Source organism: Enterobacter sp. FB, assembly GCF_000805795.1.
GTDB lineage: Bacteria > Pseudomonadota > Gammaproteobacteria > Enterobacterales > Enterobacteriaceae > Enterobacter > Enterobacter roggenkampii.
On sequence record NZ_JSZC01000013.1, the window covers coordinates 1,921,660 to 1,941,390 of the forward strand.

19 protein-coding genes, 1 pseudogene and 1 riboswitch are annotated in these 19,731 nt (G+C 54.2%); of the genes and pseudogenes, 8 read left to right on the forward strand and 12 right to left on the reverse strand.

The genetic code is table 11. From position 1 onward, the window contains the following. Positions 1-14 precede the first annotated feature (14 nt). A complete protein-coding gene (locus PI91_RS16115) occupies positions 15-1,613 on the forward strand; it encodes a cyclic diguanylate phosphodiesterase (RefSeq protein ID WP_039266595.1) in 1,599 nt (532 codons plus the stop codon). Positions 1,614-1,619: 6 nt separating this feature from the next. On the opposite strand, the gene yoaE is transcribed toward PI91_RS16115, so the two are convergent. After that, entirely contained in the window at positions 1,620-3,179 is a 1,560-nt protein-coding gene (yoaE, locus tag PI91_RS16120; protein WP_008500492.1) for a CNNM family cation transport protein YoaE, read from the reverse strand. A gap of 461 nt (positions 3,180-3,640) precedes the next feature. On the opposite strand from yoaE, the gene manX reads away from it, so the two are divergent. The 5 genes from manX to mntP all read left to right on the forward strand — a co-directional run bounded on the left by manX (position 3,641) and on the right by mntP (position 7,796). Further along, positions 3,641-4,606, forward strand: coding sequence for a PTS mannose transporter subunit IIAB (gene manX / locus PI91_RS16125; RefSeq protein WP_039266596.1), 966 nt, complete (start codon positions 3,641-3,643; stop codon positions 4,604-4,606). 46 nt (positions 4,607-4,652) lie between these two features. Next, the gene (gene manY, locus PI91_RS16130; RefSeq protein ID WP_008500490.1) at positions 4,653-5,453 is read left to right on the forward strand and encodes a PTS mannose transporter subunit IIC; all 801 of its coding nucleotides are present in this window, start codon (positions 4,653-4,655) and stop codon (positions 5,451-5,453) included. Positions 5,454-5,465: 12 nt separating this feature from the next. Continuing rightward, positions 5,466-6,317, forward strand: coding sequence for a PTS mannose transporter subunit IID (locus PI91_RS16135; RefSeq protein WP_006810994.1), 852 nt, complete (start codon positions 5,466-5,468; stop codon positions 6,315-6,317). A gap of 55 nt (positions 6,318-6,372) precedes the next feature. Further along, positions 6,373-6,831, forward strand: coding sequence for a DUF986 family protein (locus PI91_RS16140; RefSeq protein ID WP_021240416.1), 459 nt, complete (start codon positions 6,373-6,375; stop codon positions 6,829-6,831). Positions 6,832-7,029: 198 nt separating this feature from the next. Further along, a riboswitch (yybP-ykoY riboswitch) is annotated at positions 7,030-7,219 on the forward strand. A gap of 10 nt (positions 7,220-7,229) precedes the next feature. Continuing rightward, positions 7,230-7,796, forward strand: coding sequence for a manganese efflux pump MntP (gene mntP, locus PI91_RS16145; protein ID WP_039266936.1), 567 nt, complete (start codon positions 7,230-7,232; stop codon positions 7,794-7,796). Here the strand turns inward: mntP and rlmA are convergent. From rlmA to mgrB, 7 genes and pseudogenes are all read right to left on the reverse strand, one after another. Beyond that, on the reverse strand, positions 7,793-8,608 hold the full coding sequence (gene rlmA, locus PI91_RS16150) for a 23S rRNA (guanine(745)-N(1))-methyltransferase (RefSeq protein WP_039266597.1): 816 nt from the start codon (positions 8,606-8,608) through the stop codon (positions 7,793-7,795). The two genes, mntP and rlmA, sit on opposite strands and share 4 nt — an antisense overlap. Positions 8,609-8,673: 65 nt before the next feature. After that, a complete protein-coding gene (ftsI, locus tag PI91_RS16155; protein ID WP_039266598.1) occupies positions 8,674-10,392 on the reverse strand; it encodes a peptidoglycan glycosyltransferase FtsI in 1,719 nt (572 codons plus the stop codon). A gap of 219 nt (positions 10,393-10,611) precedes the next feature. After that, positions 10,612-10,821 carry a transcription antiterminator/RNA stability regulator CspE gene (cspE, locus tag PI91_RS16160; protein WP_001062678.1) on the reverse strand — a complete coding sequence of 70 codons (210 nt, stop codon included), beginning with the start codon at positions 10,819-10,821 and terminating at the stop codon, positions 10,612-10,614. A gap of 13 nt (positions 10,822-10,834) precedes the next feature. Further along, a pseudogene (locus tag PI91_RS16165) lies at positions 10,835-10,979 on the reverse strand (DUF2627 domain-containing protein). Positions 10,980-11,504: 525 nt separating this feature from the next. Continuing rightward, complete coding sequence (locus PI91_RS16170; protein ID WP_084635635.1) at positions 11,505-12,494, reverse strand: MBL fold metallo-hydrolase; 990 nt, start codon at positions 12,492-12,494, stop codon at positions 11,505-11,507. A gap of 24 nt (positions 12,495-12,518) precedes the next feature. Then, positions 12,519-12,809 carry a YebO family protein gene (locus PI91_RS16175; RefSeq protein WP_008500484.1) on the reverse strand — a complete coding sequence of 97 codons (291 nt, stop codon included), beginning with the start codon at positions 12,807-12,809 and terminating at the stop codon, positions 12,519-12,521. Positions 12,810-12,883: 74 nt separating this feature from the next. Next, positions 12,884-13,027, reverse strand: coding sequence for a PhoP/PhoQ regulator MgrB (gene mgrB, locus PI91_RS16180; protein ID WP_006175995.1), 144 nt, complete (start codon positions 13,025-13,027; stop codon positions 12,884-12,886). Positions 13,028-13,186: 159 nt separating this feature from the next. On the opposite strand from mgrB, the gene PI91_RS16185 reads away from it, so the two are divergent. Next, positions 13,187-13,426 carry a YobH family protein gene (locus PI91_RS16185; protein WP_008500483.1) on the forward strand — a complete coding sequence of 80 codons (240 nt, stop codon included), beginning with the start codon at positions 13,187-13,189 and terminating at the stop codon, positions 13,424-13,426. Positions 13,427-13,492: 66 nt separating this feature from the next. Here the strand turns inward: PI91_RS16185 and kdgR are convergent, their stop codons facing one another. Continuing rightward, positions 13,493-14,284 carry a DNA-binding transcriptional regulator KdgR gene (kdgR, locus tag PI91_RS16190; RefSeq protein WP_008500482.1) on the reverse strand — a complete coding sequence of 264 codons (792 nt, stop codon included), beginning with the start codon at positions 14,282-14,284 and terminating at the stop codon, positions 13,493-13,495. A gap of 178 nt (positions 14,285-14,462) precedes the next feature. Between kdgR and PI91_RS16195 the strand changes: the two genes are divergently transcribed. Next, positions 14,463-15,836: an MFS transporter gene (locus PI91_RS16195; RefSeq protein ID WP_039266600.1), complete on the forward strand. Its 1,374-nt coding sequence runs from the start codon at positions 14,463-14,465 to the stop codon at positions 15,834-15,836. Between the two features lie 50 nt (positions 15,837-15,886). Here PI91_RS16195 and htpX read toward each other — a convergent pair whose 3' ends face one another. The 3 genes from htpX to proQ form a co-directional block, all read right to left on the reverse strand. After that, on the reverse strand, positions 15,887-16,768 hold the full coding sequence (htpX, locus tag PI91_RS16200; RefSeq protein ID WP_014884290.1) for a protease HtpX: 882 nt from the start codon (positions 16,766-16,768) through the stop codon (positions 15,887-15,889). 193 nt (positions 16,769-16,961) lie between these two features. Then, positions 16,962-19,010 (reverse strand): carboxy terminal-processing peptidase, encoded by a 2,049-nt coding sequence (prc, locus tag PI91_RS16205; protein ID WP_008500478.1) that lies wholly within the window; start codon positions 19,008-19,010, stop codon positions 16,962-16,964. Between the two features lie 19 nt (positions 19,011-19,029). Next, a complete protein-coding gene (gene proQ, locus PI91_RS16210; protein WP_014884292.1) occupies positions 19,030-19,716 on the reverse strand; it encodes an RNA chaperone ProQ in 687 nt (228 codons plus the stop codon). Positions 19,717-19,731: the final 15 nt, after the last annotated feature.

Consider the following 19,731-nt stretch of genomic DNA (forward strand, 5'->3'; position numbering starts at 1 on the left):
TCAGGCGACCGTTCATGCAAACTGCACAAACGATCATTAAAAACTATCGCCGAAAACGCGTTCTCGTCTGCGTGACGGTTGCGCTCCTCACGCTCATCCTGACGCTAGGCATTCGCTTTATTTCCCAGCGCAACGTTAACCAACAGCGGATCCTCGATTTTACCAGCCATACCGTTCGCGCCCTTGATAACGTTCTGCTTTCCCTGGAAAACCACCGCAACGTGCTGCAGCCGCTGGTGGGGCAGCCCTGCCTGCAGGTGCAACTGGCGCTGCGGCAGCAGGCAGCCATTTTGCAGACGGTACGCTCCATTGCCCTGATCGAAGACGGTATACTGTACTGTTCGAGTATTTTCGGCAGCCGCAGCGAGCCTGTGCGTGACGTCCTTCAGGAGCTCCCTGCCAGCACGGCGAAGCTGATTTTATCGACCGACCAGTGGCTGCTTAAGGGCAGCCCTGTTTTGATCCAGTGGTATCCCGTCTCTCAGGACGGTGAAGATGGCGTCGTCGAGATTATCAATATCGACCTGATCGCCAGAATGATCCTTGAGCCCCAGCGTCCGCTCATCAATGACGTGGTGCTGACAGTCGGCAATCGCTTTTTACGCTACGGTCAACGCGTCACCGACAGCCTGACGTTTGATGAGGAGAGCGCCCTTTTCCAGCAGTCTTCAACCCAAAATCCTTTCACGATTACGGTCGGCGGACCTGGCCCCGGAGAGTTAGCCTTAAAAAGCCTGCCCGCCCAGCTGCCGCTGGGGCTTATGCTCAGCCTGCTGCTGGGCTATCTCGCCTGGCTGGCGACGGCAAACCGGATGAGCTTTACGTGGGAGATCGATATGGGCATTGCGGCGCGGGAATTTGAGCTTTTCTGCCAGCCGCTGGTGAATGCCCGCACCCAGGCGTGCACTGGCGTGGAGATCCTGCTGCGCTGGAATAACCCCCGTCAGGGTTGGATCACCCCGGAGGTGTTTATCCCTCTGGCAGAAGAACATAACCAGATTGTCCCCCTGACCCGCTACGTCATCGCCGAAACGGTGCGTCAGATAGGCTACTTCCCGTCCAGCCCCGGTTTTCACATCGGCATTAACGTTGCCGCCAGCCATTTCCGCCACGCAGTATTGATACAGGATCTGAACCGTCTCTGGTTCAGCGCCTGTCCGCGCCAACAGCTGGTAATTGAACTCACGGAACGGGATGCGCTGCTGGACGCGGATTATCGCATCGTGCGCGAACTGCATCGCAAAGGCGTGAAGCTTGCTATCGACGATTTCGGCACCGGGAACAGCTCCCTCTCCTGGCTTGAAAAGCTGCATCCGGACGTCCTGAAGATTGACCAGTCTTTTACGACCGCCATCGGCACCGATGCCGTGAATTCAACGGTGACGGATATGATTATTGCGCTGGGCCAGCGGCTGAATATCGAACTGGTGGCGGAAGGGGTTGAGACAGAGGAGCAGGCGCGCTATTTACGCCGTCACGGCGTACCTGTGCTGCAGGGATTTTTCTATGCGCGGCCGATGCCGCTGCGGGACTTTCCAGACTGGCTGGCGGGAAGTGCTCCCCCGCCAGCGCGTCATAACGGGCACATCGTGCCCTTAATGCCGCTGCGTTAAGCAGACTTACTCATCTTCATCGTGGGCAGATTGTTCTTTAACAATGCGGACCATATCAACGCGATAGTCGTTGGCTTCGACAATGGTAATGTGCAGCGGCGGCAGCTCAATCACATCGCCAACGCGCGGGATCTGCCCGTTCACGGCGATAACCAGACCGGCAACGGTCGCGATGTCTTCTTCATCGTTGACCACGTTTTCCAGCCCCAGCGTGTGCGAGAGCGCGTGCAGGTCGGTCGTACCTTTAACCAGCCAGCCTTCGCCGTCGGCAACAATTTCCGGCGTTTCGTCTTCATCCGGGAATTCACCGGCAATCGCTTCCAGCACGTCCAGCGGCGTCACCAGCCCCTGCACCACGCCAAACTCGTTGGTGACGATAACAAAGCTACCGCGCGCGCGGCGCAGCACACCGAGCAGGTTGATCGGATCCAGCGTTTCCGGCACCACAATCGCAGGCGATGCGGCAGCAACGGCTTCGACGTTAACGCCTTCTTCCAGAGCGACCAGCATCTCTTTTGCCCTGACCACGCCGATGATCTCATCCAGCTCGCCGCGACACACCGGGAACAGGCTGTGCGGTGAAGAGAGCAGCTGCTGGCGAATTTCATCCACGCTCAGGTTAGCATCGACCCAGCTGATCTCCCCGCGCGGCGTCATGATGCCGCGCAGCGAACGGGAGGCCAGAGAGAGCACGCCGTTAATCATGTAGCGTTCCTGTTCCACAAACGCCCCTTCCGGCACCGGAACCGGGTTGTGGTTTTCGGAATCAGACTGAACGTTCACCTGACGACGACCGCCCATCAGGCGAAGAATGGCATCCGCGGTACGGGCGCGCAGCGGCTGATTTGACTGCTGCTTAATAAAGTTACGACGCGCAATCTGGTTGAACAGCTCGATCAGGATCGAGAAGCCAATCGCAGCGTACAGGTAGCCTTTCGGAATATGGAAGCCAAAGCCTTCCGCCACCAGGCTCAGACCAATCATCAGCAGGAAGCTCAGACACAGCACCACCACCGTCGGATGCTGGTTCACGAAACGCGTCAGCGGTTTCGACGCCAGCAGCATGACCGCCATCGCAATAACCACCGCCGCCATCATGACCGGCAGGTGGTTCACCATGCCGACCGCCGTGATCACCGCATCCAGCGAGAAGACCGCATCCAGCACCACGATCTGCAGCACCACTACCCAGAAGCTGGCATACCCTTTACCGTGACCATCATCGTGCTGCCGGTTTTCCAGCCGCTCATGGAGCTCTGTCGTCGCTTTGAAGAGCAGGAATATCCCCCCGATCAGCATGATCAAATCACGGCCGGAGAAGGTGTAATCCATGACGGAGAACAACGGTTTGGTCAGCGTGACCATCCACGAGATAACGGAGAGCAGACCCAGTCGCATGACCAGCGCCAGCGAGAGACCAATCAGACGCGCTTTATCACGCTGTTTTGGCGGCAGCTTATCCGCAAGGATGGCGATAAACACCAGGTTATCAATGCCGAGAACGATCTCCAGCACGACCAGCGTGAGCAATCCCACCCAGATTGACGGGTCCATTAAGAATTCCATGACAAGCTCCTGCTAAAGGAATGACGAAACGGTGCCCCACTCAACGTGGGCAAAACAGAGGCAGACAGAGTCGATACGTGGCGAGGATCGCCGGTGAAAAAGGCGCGAAATGGCCTGAAAGATGACTGACGTCGGTGACGGTCCATATAGTGGGCTGTAGCCCTATACTCCTGAACAATTAAACGGAGGCTAAACATATCAGACACAATGCATTTTTAGCAAAGATTTACGTTCCTTTGCAAAGATCTGTAACACAGTGGCTGTACCCTTAAGATAAATCTGTCGCGCGTGGCTAAATTACGGATCTTCATCACATAAATTATTTTTTCACTATCTAAAATAATTCGCGGAAGTCTTAGTTTTTGAACTCTAACCCTTATCTGAATCGATTCGTTTCGCCAATACGATTCTCAGTACGACTGCCCGGCAGGCGTATTAATGATAATAAAAGGAGGTAGCAAGTGACCATTGCTATTGTCATAGGCACACATGGTTGGGCTGCTGAGCAGCTACTCAAAACGGCAGAGATGCTGTTGGGCGAGCAGGAAAACGTCGGCTGGATCGATTTCGTTCCCGGTGAAAACGCCGAGACGCTGATTGAGAAGTACAACGCTCAACTCGCGAAGCTGGATACCAGCAAGGGCGTGCTGTTTCTCGTTGATACATGGGGCGGCAGCCCGTTCAATGCTGCCAGCCGCATTGTCGTCGATAAAGAGCACTATGAAGTTGTCGCCGGGGTCAATATCCCCATGCTGGTGGAAACCTTCATGGCGCGCGACGACAATCCGTCTTTCGACGAGCTGGTGGCCCTGGCCGTTGAAACGGGCCGTGAAGGGGTGAAAGCCCTGAAAGCACAGCCGGTGGAAAAACCTGCCCCTGCGACCGCAGCGGCACCGAAAGCGGCAGCGCCGGCAAAACCCATGGGTCCGAATGATTACATGGTGATTGGCCTTGCGCGTATTGATGACCGCCTCATCCACGGTCAGGTTGCCACGCGCTGGACCAAAGAGACCAACGTTCAACGTATTATCGTGGTCAGCGACGAAGTGGCCGCCGACACCGTTCGTAAAACCCTTCTGACACAGGTTGCTCCGCCTGGCGTTACCGCGCACGTCGTGGATGTCGCCAAGATGATCCGCGTTTACAACAACCCGAAATATGCGGGCGAACGCGTAATGCTCCTGTTCACTAACCCGACAGACGTTGAGCGCATTGTTGAAGGCGGCGTGAAAATCACCTCCGTTAACATTGGTGGTATGGCCTTCCGTCAGGGCAAAACGCAGGTCAACAACGCCATTTCAGTTGATGCGAAAGATATCGAGGCATTTAACAAGCTGAATGCGCGCGGTATTGAGCTGGAAGCCCGTAAGGTTTCCACGGATCAAAAACTGAAAATGATGGATTTGATCGGCAAAGTTGGGAAATAAGCCCGCGCCGGTTCTCACATAAAGTTTATGTAATAGGAGAAGTGCAATGGAGATTACCACTCTTCAGATTGTACTGGTGTTCGTCGTCGCATGTATTGCGGGTATGGAATCCGTACTTGATGAATTTCAGTTCCACCGCCCTCTGGTGGCCTGTACGCTGATTGGGGCCGTTCTGGGTGACATGAAAACCGGTATCATCATCGGTGGTACCCTTGAAATGATCGCCCTGGGCTGGATGAACATCGGTGCGGCAGTTGCGCCTGATGCCGCGCTGGCCTCTATCATTTCGACCGTTCTGGTTATTGCCGGTCACCAGAGTATTGGTGCAGGTATCGCCCTGGCGATCCCGCTGGCAGCCGCAGGCCAGGTTCTGACCATCATTGTTCGTACTATCACCGTAGCCTTCCAGCACGCAGCGGATAAGGCCGCCGAAAACGGCAATCTCACGGCACTGTCGTGGATCCACGTTTCTTCCCTGTTCCTGCAGGCGATGCGTATCGCGATCCCGGCGGTTATCGTTGCGATCTCCGTCGGTACCAGTGAAGTCCAGAGCATGCTGAACGCCATTCCTGAAGTGGTCACCGGCGGTCTGAACATCGCGGGCGGCATGATCGTGGTCGTTGGTTATGCGATGGTCATCAACATGATGCGCGCAGGCTACCTGATGCCGTTCTTCTACCTCGGCTTCGTGACCGCGGCATTCACCAACTTCAACCTGGTTGCACTGGGTGTGATTGGTGCGGTAATGGCGATTCTCTACATCCAGCTCAGCCCGAAATATAACCGCGTCGCGGGTGCCCCAGCGCAGGCTGCTGGTAACAACGATCTCGATAACGAACTGGACTAACAGGTGAGCGACATGGTTGATATGACAAAAACTACCACCGAGAAAAAACTCACTCCGGGTGATATTCGTGGCGTGTTCATCCGTTCTAACCTGTTTCAGGGTTCATGGAACTTCGAACGTATGCAGGCGCTGGGTTTCTGCTTCTCCATGGTACCGGCAATCAAACGCCTGTATCCGGAAAATAACGAAGCGCGCCGTCAGGCCATCAAGCGTCACCTGGAATTCTTCAATACCCATCCTTACGTTGCGGCGCCCGTTCTGGGCGTAACGCTGGCGATGGAAGAGCAGCGTGCGAACGGTGCAGAGATTGACGATGGTGCCATCAACGGTATCAAAGTCGGCCTGATGGGCCCGCTGGCCGGTGTCGGTGACCCGATCTTCTGGGGTACCGTGCGTCCGGTCTTCGCGGCGCTGGGTGCCGGTATCGCGATGAGCGGCAGCCTGCTTGGCCCTCTGCTGTTCTTCATCCTGTTCAACGCCGTGCGTCTGCTGACCCGTTACTACGGCGTGGCCTACGGCTACCGTAAAGGGGTGGACATCGTTAAGGACATGGGCGGCGGCTTCCTGCAGAAACTGACTGAGGGGGCGTCAATCCTCGGCCTGTTTGTCATGGGGGCACTGGTTAACAAGTGGACGCACGTGAACATCCCGCTGGTGGTATCGACCATCACCGGACAGGATGGTCAGACTCGCGTCACCACCGTGCAGACGATTCTGGACCAGCTGATGCCGGGCCTGGTCCCGCTGCTGTTGACCTTCGCCTGTATGTGGCTGCTGCGTAAGAAAGTGAACCCGCTGTGGATTATCGTTGGCTTCTTCGTCATCGGTATCGCGGGTTACGCCGTCGGCCTGCTGGGTCTGTAAGTATCAATGCTATAGGCCGGGGGCTTGCCCCCGGTTTTTTTTATCTGGAGGATGAATGACTGCCACGGACATCGTACTGGTTTTATTTATTATTGCCCTTCTGGCTTATGCGATCTATGACGAGTTCATCATGCCGCGCCGTCACGGCGAGACGCTGCTCTCCCTTCCCCTGCTACGACGCGGGCGCGTGGATGCCTTTATCTTCGTGGGCCTCATCGCCATTCTTATTTACAATAACGTCACCAGCCATGGTGCATTATTAACCACATGGTTATTATGTGCGCTGGCATTAATGGCGATTTATCTGTTCTGGATCCGCACGCCGAAAATCATTTTTAAATCCCACGGATTCTTCTTCGCCAATGTATGGATAGAATATAACCGTATTAAAGAGATGAATTTATCCGAGGACGGCGTACTGGTGATGCAATTAGAACAACGCCGCCTGCTTATTCGGGTGAAGAATATTGATGACCTGGAAAAGATATACAAGTTACTTGTTAAAACTCAATGACTTAGCTATATAGCAATGGCTATAACTTGTGTTTATTTTGCGCAAGAAATATAGCCAAAGCTATATCCCCACCGCTAATTTGAACGCTATTTGTTAACGATATTTTCACGATTAAAGACAAATGAAAATCGTTATCAATAAACGATTTAAATAATGCCTTTTCATTGTTGTTTTATATTCTCAAAATATGTTAAGGTTGCGCCCGTCGTTGGGGAGTAGCCGATTTCCTGTTCGCAGGAAATGTACGTGTCAACATACTCGTTGAAAAACGTGGCACGTACGGATCGCTTACCGCATGTCTTATGTGCGTTGCGATCAGGCGAGACCATAGATACATCAACTGCTGTTTACTGGGGGCAGTGATGTGTCATATGGATATCCCCGGTCTGGACGCTGTTATGAATATCTCCGCTACGATCCTTCTCGCTTTTGGCATGTCCATGGACGCATTCGCTGCTTCCATCGGAAAAGGCGCCACGCTCCACAAACCTAAATTCTCAGAAGCTCTGCGTACCGGCCTGATTTTTGGCGCTATCGAAACGCTGACCCCGCTTCTCGGCTGGGGACTTGGCATGCTCGCCAGCCAGTTCGTGCTGGAGTGGAACCACTGGATTGCCTTCGTCCTGCTGGTGTTTCTCGGTGGCCGAATGGTCATTGAAGGTTTTCGCGGCGGCGATGATGAAAACGAGGAGCCGCAGCACCGCCACGGCTTCTGGCTGCTGGTCACCACGGCCATTGCCACCAGCCTTGATGCGATGGCCGTCGGCGTCGGTCTGGCATTTTTGCAGGTCAATATTATCGCCACCGCGCTGGCTATTGGCTGTGCAACCCTGATTATGTCCACGCTGGGCATGATGGTCGGACGGTTTATCGGCCCGCTGCTGGGTAAACGCGCCGAGATCCTCGGGGGGATTGTGCTGATTGGCATTGGTGCCCAGATCCTCTGGGCACACTTTGCCGGTTAATCTTCGCGCTGCCAGACGTGGATGCTGAAGTCCGTCTGGCAGCGAAATGTTGAGTGTGCCGCTAACGTTTCCCATACCTCAGGTTTTGCCCGCCACGCGAACGGCGTCATCTGCAATAACGCGACGGCCTCTTCCCCTTTCAGCGTCATTTCGTACGCCACCGATTCCGCCTGCTTCAGGGTAAAACCGGCCAGCTGTTCAGAATGAGGGGCATGGAGACGCACTTCGTCGTAGATCAGCCCTTTCAGCTCCATCAGATGACGCGGGCCAGGCGTCACGGTGACCACCCATCCGCCCGGTTTCACGACGCGCGCCAGCTCCTCCGCCTTACACGGCGCGTAGATGCGGATAACCGCGTCCATGCTGGCATCGTCAAACGGCAGCCGGTGGCTGGACGCCACGCAGAACGTCACGTCGGTATAACGTTTTGCCGCCGCGCGAATGGCCACTTTCGACACGTCCAGACCGAATGTCTGTGCGCCCTTCTCTCGAGCAACCTCCGCAAACCGTGCGGTGTAGTACCCTTCCCCACAGCCGATATCGAGCATGGCGGTGGCGGAAGCAGGCAGAATGTCATTCAGCCTCTGCGCGACGGTCTCCCGCAGCGGCAGATAGTGCCCGGCATCGAGAAACGCGCGGCGCGCCCGCATCATCTCTGCACTGTCGCCAGGATCGCGCGAGCGCTTATGCTGCACAGGCAGAAGATTCACGTAGCCTTCTTTTGCCCGGTCAAACTGATGCCCCTGCGGACAGGTATAACGTTTATCTGAGTACGTCAGGGGGGCGTGGCAAAGGGGACAGCTGAAGGACATGGCAACTCCGGAGCATAATCAAAGGGCGAAGTGTACCGCTATTCGCCCCTGTTATAAACGCCCGGTTAGCGCATGAGGATAAGGTGATCGGACCCCGCTGGTAATCCGTCAGGTTTGATATTCTCCAGACGCAGCACGTTACCCATAATCTCGCTGAAGACAGGCGCGGAGACGGCACCGCCGTAGTAGGCCCCGTTTTGCGGATCGTTAATCACCACCACCAGAGCAAAACGCGGATTGCTGGCAGGCGCAACGCCCGCAGTGTAGGCGACGTATTTATCGACATACTTCCCGCTATCGTCAATTTTCTTCGCCGTGCCGGTTTTCACCGCCACCCGGTAATCACGCACGGCAGCCTTGACGCCACCGCCGCCCGGCAGCGCAACGCTCTCCATCATGTGCTCCACTTCGTGCGCAATCTCTTCCGGCATGACGCGGTGCCCGATAACGGGGGGATCGATGCGGGTGATGGAGAGAGGACGCTCAAGCCCGAACCCGCCAATCGTGGCGTAGACGTGGGCCAGCTGGAGCGGCGTGACCATCAGCCCGTAGCCGAAGGCAAAGGTCGCGCGATCGAGCTGGCTCCAGTATTTACGCTGTGGCAACAGCCCTGAACTTTCCCCCGTTAAGCCAAGCCCCGTATTGGTGCCAAAACCAAAGTTTCGATAGGTATCAATAAGGTGCTGAACGGGCATCGCCAGAGAAAGCCGGGAAACGCCGGTGTCGCTCGATTTTTGCAGGATCCCAGTCATCGTCAGCTCAGGGTAATAGCCCACGTCGCGAATGCGATGCCCGTCAAGGGTATACGGATGGGTGTCAATCACGCTGTCCGGCTGGACCAGGCCCTGCTGCAGGGCCGTCATCAGCACCAGCGGCTTGACGGTCGAACCGGGTTCGAACGTATCGCTGATCGCGCGGTTGCGGAAATCATTTATCGTCGCGCCTTCCCGATTATTGGGATTGAAATCCGGATAGCTCGCCATCGCGAGTATTTCCCCGGTTGGGATATTAATTAATACCGATGCCCCCGACTCGGCCTTGTTCCAGGCCACAGCATTGTCGAGCGCATCTTCGGTGATGGTTTGCAGCCGCTCGTCAATACTTAACTGAATGTTATGCGCCGGTGAGGGCGCAATTTCTGTCAGGTTTTCAACCACGCGCCCGTAGCGATCTTCCCTCACCTGACGCACGCCCGGCTTGCCGGTGAGTTGGGCGTTGAAGCTCTTTTCCACACCTTCAATGCCCTGCCCGTCAATATTGGTGAAACCAATCAGGTTCGCTGCCACATGGCCAGCAGGATAAAAACGGCGGGACTCGTCGCGTAAATTGATGCCGGGCAGATTCAGTTTATCGATCCACTTTGCCTGTGCCGGATCGACCTGGCGGGCAAGGTAAATAAAACGACCCTGCGGGTTGGCGTTGATGCGTGCCGAGAGCGTGCCGAGGGAGAGATGCAGCGCGCTGGCCAGCGCCTGCCAGCGCTCATCAAGGCTGACGCCCCCTTTTGCCAGCACCGTCTTAGGATCGGCCCAGACGGCCTGGACAGGCACGCTCACCGCCAGAGGGCGACCCTCGCGATCCATTATCATGCCGCGCGGCGCATCAATCGCCAGCTGGCGGAGGGATCGCATATCTTCCTGCTTCACCAGATTGTCAGGCTTAATGATTTGCAGCCAGGCAACGCGGCCCAGCAGAAAAGCCAGACTACAAAAAATAGCTAAACAGAGCAGCACAAAACGCGCCGGCGTGAAATTTCCGACGGTCGCTATCGATTTCTTCTTCACCTGAACCCCAGGACTGTAAAACAACGCACTGATTTAACGGGAAAAGATGGGTTTAGGGTGGCAAAACAGTGCTACTAACCTCGCAGCTTTGCAACAAGTTACTAACAAGACCGTGGATGGTAATATTTTGAAAGATAAGGGACATAAAAAAGCCCCGCGACAGGCGAGGCTTTATGTCTGAGAGTGAAGTGCCGGGCACTTCAGTCAGCAGCGGTTCGATCAGATAGCAGTTACGTTAACTGCAGCTGGGCCTTTCTGGCCGTCCTGAATTTCGAACTCAACGTTCTGGCCTTCAGCCAGAGTTTTGAAGCCGTTACCCTGGATTGCAGAGAAGTGTACGAACACGTCTTTGCTGCCGTCAGCAGGAGTAATGAAACCAAAACCTTTAGACTCGTTGAACCACTTAACTTGACCTTTAATCTTTGCCATTTTGCAAAATTCCTTAGAGTGTTTTCTTAGCCCGCAGGCATTAACTGAGATAAAACTGAGACATTACTGCATGAGGCACTAATATAAGGTTCGGCAGAGAAGCGGTATTCAACGACAACGTGTTTACTCAGGACTTCTTTACTGAAAATGCCACACATAAACAGAACTGTACCTCGTTTGACCCAAAACGTGTTATCACACACTATGTTTAATATGGCAAGCCATTTTTAAACATGTCTCGATCCGCCGCACAAATTCGAACAGTGCCTGTCAGGTTTTGCACAATTATGCGCATCGCGTACAGACAGCCCTGCTGCGTAACAAAGACCCAGCATTGCTTGCACAACCGCTGTAATCTAAGACTTTTTTAACATAGCTCATTCATTACGAACCGTCCAGCAACCAGGAAAAGAAATCTTTCGTCCTGATTGAGTTAGAACAATTTGTGAAAAGTTATGCTTAAATCATTGTAACGCGACCAAATTGTTTCAGAGAAAAAACACTGTTAAAAACCCGCTTCCATCTGTATTAAAATGCACCAGCGAATAAACAGCGTTATGCACCAAAATAATGAAATTTTTATGACTCTGCATCAAAAGAAGGCAAGCAAAACGTTTCGATAAAAATAAAACATTCCCAGGCGCGTTTACATCAAGAATATATGCAACAATTTATCGCTTCGTTTAGAAGGATAAATATTCACCAATTTTCAGTATCCTGAAAGAAAGATTAACTGGTGCTAAATTATCGAGCGCGTCAGTTAACTCCTGCACAGGTTCATCTAAAGCTTCATCTGCCAGTTCAAACACGCCCCAGTGAATGGGAAACGCCAGAGGGCAACCCAACTGCTGCCACAATGCCACCGCTGATTGCGGATCCATATGATGAACAGCCATGAACCATCGTGGGGCATAGGCACCAATCGGCAACGCGGCGGTATCTATTTGGCCCAGGCGTTCAGGAATCAACAACAGCTCAGGCGAATAGCCGGTATCACCGCTGAACCAGAAACGGTGATGCCGTCCTTCCATCACCCAGCCGCACCATAAGGAACGATTGAGGTTCCATGGCGTGCGCATGCTCCAGTGCTGTGTCGGCACGGCGGTCAGCGTCATCCCCTGCCAGGTGAAACTCTGCCACCAGTCGAGTTCGACCACGCGTTTTGCTCCCCGGCGACGAAACCAGTCGGCCAGGCCCAACGGAACGAAACAACAGACGTCGGGAAAGCGCTTGAGGATTCTGCGAATGGTTGCGTCATCAAGATGATCGTAATGATTATGGGAGATAACAACCGCATCAAGCTGATGAAGTTGCTCGACAGACAGTACGGGAGGCGTTTTGCGCCGGGGTCCCAGGAAAGGCAGCGGAGAAGCGCGTCGAGAAAACACCGGATCGGTAAGGATGATATTGCCGTCCAGCTGCAGCAACACGCTCGCGTGTCCGAGCCACCATACCCCATCTTCTTGAGGTTGCGTAAGCTCAACCGGTTGCCACCACTGGCGGATGAAATCGTCATAACCCAGCGCGGGCGGCTTCGGTAAACCGGCCTCTTTGCGCGCTTTACGCCAACGGTCAAGGTCACCGGGTTGATGTCCGACAGGAAGGGTATTACGAAAACCGTTCGGGGTATGATGTTTCAGGGAGGGGTCATACCAGGGATTTTTCCAGACCACAGCCACCTCCCAGGACAAAAAAGATTAACGCTCAGCCACCAGGCGGATAAAGTCGTCTTCGTCTTTGTTATCTTCAGCGACCGCGTCTTTCGGCGCGTCTTTCTCTTCCGGTTCGTTAGCCTCGCAAAGACGGCGTAGCAATGCATTCTGGCGTTTTTGCTGATCGAGCAGCGCTTCCAGCAGTTCGATCTGCTCATTTGTACGCGAACTGGCCCGATTCACGAAAAACCAGATGACCAGCCCCACAAGCAGAACCACCAAAGAAATCATCAGGGATGCCATATTCAGCAGCCCTGAATTCAGTAACTCACCCATTTCACCACCTCAATAAAAACGTCTATTTTACCACTGGCGTGAAGGAAGGAAATCACGTTGAGAAAAAATGTGTATTACCACGGAATAAATTTGTTGATTGCGCAAACGCCGCTAAAAAACTGTACATCCTGATCGCACATCACATTGATCGTCTGCGTCCATAACACCACGCACGCTATCAGTACGATAATCAGAATTACCCAGCGTATTTTTTTCACTCCACACTCCGTCTAAGGACCTGATGTAACGAGATTATCACGCTTATCTTAAACAAGGGCTAACTGCGCCTCCATCGCGGTTTTTAAGAATGCTGCACTTGTTTCATTGCGTAAACACGTTACGCTAGCATTACGATAACAACGATAAAAGAGGTAATAATGCGATTCATCATTCGAACAATTATTGCACTGGCCCTTGTCTGGATTGGCCTCCTGTTAACGGGCTATGGTGTGCTTGTGGGGAGCACCGAAAACGCAGCAGGGTTAGGCATTCAGTGTAAATACCTAACCGCACAAGGAATGAGCACCGCCCAGTATCTGCATACTGACAGCGGGATCATTGGCTTAACCCAATGTCCTGTACTGCGTAAAACATCCGTCGTGATTGATAACGGCTAATCAGCCAGGTTCATGAGGCATAAAAAACGCCGCATCAGATGCGGCGTTTTTTCATTTCAGCAGGGATTAAAACGGGTAGTCGTGATAGCCCATCTGTTCAGAAATTTTACGTGCGGCAGTGTGCAGAATAGTCACATACTCATGCAGACGCTCTTCGGAGAAGCGTAAGGTTGGGAAAGAGATGCTTAAGCCCGCAATCACCACCCCAAAGCGGTCAAATACCGGGACGCCGATACAGCGCAGCCCCTCTTCCTGCTCTTCGTTATCTTCGCCATATCCTTGCTCGCGCACGCGGTCGAGCACCGTCAGCAGCGCTTCCGTACTGGTAATGGTTCGTTCCGTGCTGCGCTTGTATTCCACGCCTTCGAGGATCTGCTCCACTTCCTCGCGATCGCGCCACGCCAGCAGAACCTTACCAATCGCGGTACTGTAGAGCGGGTTGCGGCGCCCAATGCGCGAATACATGCGCAGATTGTACATGGAGTCGATTTTATGGATGTAAACGATGCTGTCTTCATCCAGCGCACCGAGATGAATGGTCTCTTTGGTCAGGCGAGAGATTTCACGCATCTGAATGTCCGCGCTGCGGATCAGGTCAACATTTTGTAGCGCACGCGCACCTAATTCAAACAGCTTCAGCGTCAGAGAATATTTTTCAGATTCGCCTTCCTGCGCAACGTAACCCAATGACTTCATGGTTTGCAAAAAGCGATAAACGGTGCTTTTTGACATCATCACGCGCTGTGACAGCTCTGTAATACCTATTTCACGCTCTTCTCCAAGCGCCTGTAAGATGCCAAACACCTTCAGCACGGAAGAAACAGAATCTGGTTGTTTATCCAAATCCGCAATAGCCATTTACCACCTCATAGCGAGTGTTTTATAAAAATCAGAACTGGTTTTTATTATAAGTTCCCGTCATGTCAGCTGCAATCAATCCGCGTTTACTTCGTTACAAATCTGCGACATATCGCGGCTGTAACAATGCTAAAATAGTTACCCTGAGAATAATTTCACGCTGAGCTTTTTACTCCTGATGGACAAGAATCTTTCCGATGGCCTGCCATTACCCCAGCGGTATGGCGCAATAGCGACCATCATTATCGGTATCTCCATGGCCGTCCTTGACGGCGCGATTGCGAACGTTGCCCTGCCAACCATCGCCAGCGACCTGCATGCCTCACCCGCCAGTTCGATTTGGATTGTTAACGCCTACCAGATTGCGATTGTGGTTTCACTGCTCTCGTTCTCTTTCCTGGGCGATATGTTCGGTTACCGCCGGGTGTATCAGTGTGGCCTGGTGGTTTTCACGTTTACCTCCCTGTTCTGCGCCCTTTCAGATTCACTGCATACCCTGACGCTGGCGCGCATCGCCCAGGGTTTTGGCGGCGCGGCGTTGATGAGCGTAAACACGGCGCTGATCCGCTTGATTTATCCCCAGCGCCATCTGGGGCGCGGGATGGGTATAAACTCGTTTATTGTGGCCGTCTCTTCAGCCGCCGGGCCAACCATTGCGGCGGCGATCCTTTCCGTCGCGTCATGGCAATGGCTGTTCGCCATTAACGTGCCGCTGGGTATCGTCGCCATCTTCTTTGCCCTGCGCTTTCTTCCCGCTAACGGCCCCAAAAGCAGCATGCCGCGCTTCGACGTGGCGAGCGCGGTGATGAATGCCCTGACCTTCGGCCTGCTGATTACGGCGCTGAGCGGCTTTGCGCAGGGACAATCGCTGATGCTTACCGGCGCTGAGCTCATCGCCCTGCTGGCGATCGGCTTCTTCTTTGTTCGCCGCCAGCTCACCCTCCCCGCGCCTTTGCTGCCCGTTGATCTGCTGCGTATTCCTCTCTTTTCACTCTCCATTTGCACGTCCGTCTGCTCGTTTTGCGCCCAGATGCTGGCTCTGGTTTCTCTGCCCTTCTTTCTGCAGAGCGTGGTAGGCCGGTCAGAAGTGGAGACCGGACTGCTGCTCACCCCCTGGCCGCTGGCGACCATGGTGATGGCCCCGCTGGCAGGTTACTTAATTGAACGCGTTCATGCCGGTTTACTCGGGGCGCTGGGGCTGGCGGTGATGGCGACAGGCCTTTTCGCACTGGCATTGCTGCCCTCGTCGCCTTCCGATCTGGACATTATCTGGCGCATGATCCTCTGCGGCGCGGGGTTTGGGCTGTTCCAGTCCCCCAATAACCACACCATTATCACCTCAGCGCCGCGACATCGCAGCGGAGGGGCCAGCGGCATGTTGGGAACCGCGCGTCTCCTTGGGCAAAGCATCGGTGCGGCGCTGGTAGCCCTGATGTTTAACCTCGCAGGCCAGAACGGCAACCATGTTGCCCTCCTCACCGCCGGTGTACTTGCCACCCTCGCGGCTATCGTCAGCGGCCTGCGGGTGACCCAGCCCAGGGTTCAGGCATAAAAAAAGCCGGGCGGAGTGTTCTCCTGCCCGGCTTATTGTGTTTTGTTGCGTTACTTCAGGTATTCCCCACTGCGCAGCGCTTCAATACGTTTATCCAGCGGCGGGTGAGACATAAACAGCTCGCTCAGCGATTTGGATTTACCGTTAATGCAGAAGGCCATCATGCTGTTCGCTTCCTGCGGCTCGTAGGAGGTTTTCAGACGCTGCAGCGCGGCAATCATCTTCTCGCGACCAACCAGCTTCGCAGAACCGGCATCCGCGTGGAATTCACGGTGGCGGGAGAACCACATCGTGATGATGCTCGCCAGAATACCGAATACCAGTTCCAGCACCATCGACACGGCAAAATAGATCAGCGGGTTGCCGTTGCTCTCTTCGCCTTCGTCACGGTTGCCGCCCATGAAGCCAGCGGCAATCTGCGCCAGAATACGGGAGATAAAGATCACGAAGGTGTTTACCACGCCCTGAATGAGGGTCATGGTCACCATATCACCGTTTGCGATATGGCTGATTTCGTGGGCGATAACCGCTTCGGCTTCGTCACGGCTCATGTTCTGCAGCAGTCCGGTGCTAACAGCGACCAGTGACGCATCGCGGCGGGCACCCGTGGCGAACGCGTTGATGTCCGGAGCATGGTAAATGGCCACCTGCGGCATGGCGATCCCGGCCTGACGGGACTGCTGAGCCACCGTATTCATCAGCCACTGTTCCATATCGTTACGCGGCTGTTCAATAACCTCACCCCCTACCGATTTCAATGCCATCCACTTCGACATCAGCAGGGAGATGAACGAGCCACCAAAACCAAACAGCAGCGCCATAATCAACAGACCCTGAACGCTGCTCGACTGAATTCCTGTCAGGCTTAGCACGAGCCCGAAAACCACCATCACCGCCAGGTTGGTGAGCAGGAAGAGCGCGATTCGCATCATAATTTTCTTTTTACCTCAGTTTAACAAAACGCACTATGCGATTACCCACATCGTATGGGTATTGCGGCTATTTTCAAGCATCCGGCGGGCGTAAGTCACCAGAAAGACACAACTTTACACAATTGAAAATCTGGCTGACGGAAGGATGAAGAACAAAAAGAAACAGGCACAATGTCTTGTGCCTGTTGGGAGGTTATTTTGCCGGAGCGGGCTGTACGGCAGGTTTCTCTTTTTCCTGATTCGCCAGGTCGAGCGCGATATGCACCGTCTCGTCGAGATACGGATCCGGCTCCTGGTAATCTTTTGGCAGATCGTCCAGTTTCTTGAGCAGAGGTTTACCTTCACGCTTGAAGCGATCGTTGATACGCGCCAGGCGGGTTGCATCGTCTTCGTTGTTCTCTTTTTCACGCTGAGCGTAGTTCAGAGAAACGATATTCCGCTTATCTTTCAGGGCATTGAATCGGGCAATATCCTTCAGGATGTACTGGAACTCCGGATCTTTCGCGATGCGGTCGTTATGCGCCTTCAGCAGCTCAGGGCCAAATTGCGTCATATCACCCGCTTTCACGTAGGTCGCGGCATTGATGCTGTCCCACGGCAACGCGTTATCTTCAAACTTCTCGCCAGTTTCCGTCTCCTGGGTGCCTGTCGGCATGATGATGTCCGGCGTGACACCCTTACGCTGCGTACTGCCGCCGTTTACGCGGTAGAATTTCTGAATGGTGTACTGAACCGAGCCCAGTGCAGGCCATTCCGGACGCAGCATTTGATCGTAAATCCGATTCAGAGAGCGGTACTGCTGAACGGTGCCTTTACCGAAGGTTGGCTCACCGACGATCAGCGCGCGGCCGTAGTCCTGCATGGCAGCGGCGAAGATCTCAGATGCAGATGCACTGAAGCGGTCAACCAGAACCACCAGCGGGCCTTTGTAGTAGACCACACCGTCATTGTCCGCATCTTCGCGCACTTTACCGTTGTTATCGCGCACCTGCACCACCGGGCCAGATGGGATGAACAGGCCAGAGAGTGAAACCGCTTCCGTCAGCGCCCCGCCGCCGTTACTGCGCAGGTCGATGATGATGCTGCTGACGTTCTGCTTTTCAAGTTTCTGCAGCTGAACTTTCACATCGTCAGTCAACCCGACGTAGAAGCCAGGAATATCCAGGACGCCCACCTTCTCTTTACCCACGGTTTTCACCGACATTTTCACCGCGCGATCTTCCAGACGGATACGCTCACGGGTCAGGGTAACGATACGGGTTTTGGTGCCTTTTCCGGCTGGCAGAATTTCCAGACGAACCTTGCTGCCCTTCGGACCTTTGATCAGCGCAACCACGTCATCAAGACGCCAGCCGATCACATCGACCATGTTCTGGCCGGTTTGTCCCACACCCACAATGCGATCGCCTACGCTAATGGCTTTGCTTTTGGATGCCGGGCCACCCGCGACCATCGAATTGATCACCGTATAATCATCGTCCATCTGCAGCACCGCGCCGATACCTTCCAGAGACAGGCTCATTTCGGTATTAAACTGCTCGGTGTTGCGAGGTGAGAGATAGTTGGTGTGCGGATCGATTTCGTGCGCAAAGGCCGTCATGGCCAGTGAGAAAACATCCTCACTGTTGGTCTGTGCCAGGCGACGAATGGCAAATTTGTAACGACGCGTCAGCGTGTCACGGATCTCTTTTTCGTCTTTGCCGGTGAGCTTAAGGCTCAGCTCGTCGTATTTCACTTTGCCGTCCCACAGCGCATTCAGCTCGGCTTCATCTTTTGGCCAGGGCGCTTTGCTGCGGTCCAGATTGAAGGTGTCGTTGCCGGTGAAGTCCATCGGACGTTCCAGCACTTTCAGCGCGTACTGATAGCGTTCGAAGCGGCGCTTTTGCGACAGGTTGTAGAGATCGTAGAAGAGATCCAGCTTGCCTGAACGCAACTCGTCACCCACCTCGGATTTCCGCTTAGCGAACTGCTCGACATCGCTGGCGAGCAAAACGTTATGGCTGTAATCCAGCAAGTTCAGATAGCGGTCAAAGATTTTGGCCGAAAAGGCCTGATCGAGATCGAACTGACGATAGTGCGAACGGGTGAAACGTGAGGTCACGCGCTCGCTCACCGTCGCGTGCTGCGTCTCTTCCTTGAGTACCGGAATTTGATCAACACGCGTGATATCGTCCACTGCAAAGGCGTGACCTGTTATAGCAAACAGGCCCGCCAGCGCGGTGAGCTTAAAAAAAGTGTTCATGCCAGGCTTGGCCTCCGTTTCAGAACAACAAGTGTTCTGCGCGTACAATCATTGACATACCAGAAGTCAGCTGTACACGAACGCCATCTTTGGTGATTTCCAGTACGGTGGCGTCCATAGCATTGTTACCCGCTTTTACCTTCAGTGCCTGACCCACGCTCAGGGCGTTGATGTCAGAAACCGGCGTATGGCGCGGCTCTTCACGAGGCGCACGCGGGGCTTTTGCTGCTGGTTTGTCTGCACGCGGTTTGCGATCGTTATTATCGTGACGACGCGGCGCAGGGCGTGGTTTACGCTCACGACGAGGCGCTTCTTCCTGGCCGTTTGCCGCGGCGGCTTCGCGTTTTTTCGCTTGCTGTTCTGCACGTTGTGCCTGAACGCGTGCTTTGGCTTCTTCCAGCTGCTTGCGCGCGTGCTCAACGTGCTGCTCGTCCAGCTCACCGCAAGGGTTGCCGTCGAGATCCACGCGGGTCGCGCCAGGTTTGATACCGTACAGGTAACGCCAGCTCGAAGTATAAAGACGTAAGGCGGAACGCAGCTGAGTTTTGCTGAGGTTCATTTCCCCTTCAACACGCGCCACCAGATCCTGAAAAATACCGACTTTCAGGGGACGAGCTTCGCCTTCCGCGCTGAAGCACTGCGGGAAACGCTCGGCCAGAAATGCGATAACTTCTTTACTGCTATTCAACTTAGGTTGATTTTCCATGAAATTTCCTGATTA

Excerpts from the sequence above, each read along its gene's own strand:
- htpX (WP_014884290.1), bottom strand. The coding sequence starts at position 16,768 with ATGATGCGAATCGCGCTCTTCCTGCTCACCAACCTGGCGGTGATGGTG.
- rlmA (WP_039266597.1), bottom strand. The coding sequence starts at position 8,608 with ATGTCCTTCAGCTGTCCCCTTTGCCACGCCCCCCTGACGTACTCAGAT.
- PI91_RS16175 (WP_008500484.1), bottom strand. The coding sequence starts at position 12,809 with ATGGGTGAGTTACTGAATTCAGGGCTGCTGAATATGGCATCCCTGATG.
- mntP (WP_039266936.1), top strand. The coding sequence starts at position 7,230 with ATGAATATCTCCGCTACGATCCTTCTCGCTTTTGGCATGTCCATGGAC.
- manY (WP_008500490.1), top strand. The coding sequence starts at position 4,653 with ATGGAGATTACCACTCTTCAGATTGTACTGGTGTTCGTCGTCGCATGT.
- PI91_RS16135 (WP_006810994.1), top strand. The coding sequence starts at position 5,466 with ATGGTTGATATGACAAAAACTACCACCGAGAAAAAACTCACTCCGGGT.
- PI91_RS16140 (WP_021240416.1), top strand. The coding sequence starts at position 6,373 with ATGACTGCCACGGACATCGTACTGGTTTTATTTATTATTGCCCTTCTG.
- PI91_RS16185 (WP_008500483.1), top strand. The coding sequence starts at position 13,187 with ATGCGATTCATCATTCGAACAATTATTGCACTGGCCCTTGTCTGGATT.
- kdgR (WP_008500482.1), bottom strand. The coding sequence starts at position 14,284 with ATGGCTATTGCGGATTTGGATAAACAACCAGATTCTGTTTCTTCCGTG.
- PI91_RS16115 (WP_039266595.1), top strand. The coding sequence starts at position 15 with ATGCAAACTGCACAAACGATCATTAAAAACTATCGCCGAAAACGCGTT.
- yoaE (WP_008500492.1), bottom strand. The coding sequence starts at position 3,179 with ATGGAATTCTTAATGGACCCGTCAATCTGGGTGGGATTGCTCACGCTG.
- PI91_RS16195 (WP_039266600.1), top strand. The coding sequence starts at position 14,463 with ATGGACAAGAATCTTTCCGATGGCCTGCCATTACCCCAGCGGTATGGC.
- proQ (WP_014884292.1), bottom strand. The coding sequence starts at position 19,716 with ATGGAAAATCAACCTAAGTTGAATAGCAGTAAAGAAGTTATCGCATTT.
- prc (WP_008500478.1), bottom strand. The coding sequence starts at position 19,010 with ATGAACACTTTTTTTAAGCTCACCGCGCTGGCGGGCCTGTTTGCTATA.
- cspE (WP_001062678.1), bottom strand. The coding sequence starts at position 10,821 with ATGGCAAAGATTAAAGGTCAAGTTAAGTGGTTCAACGAGTCTAAAGGT.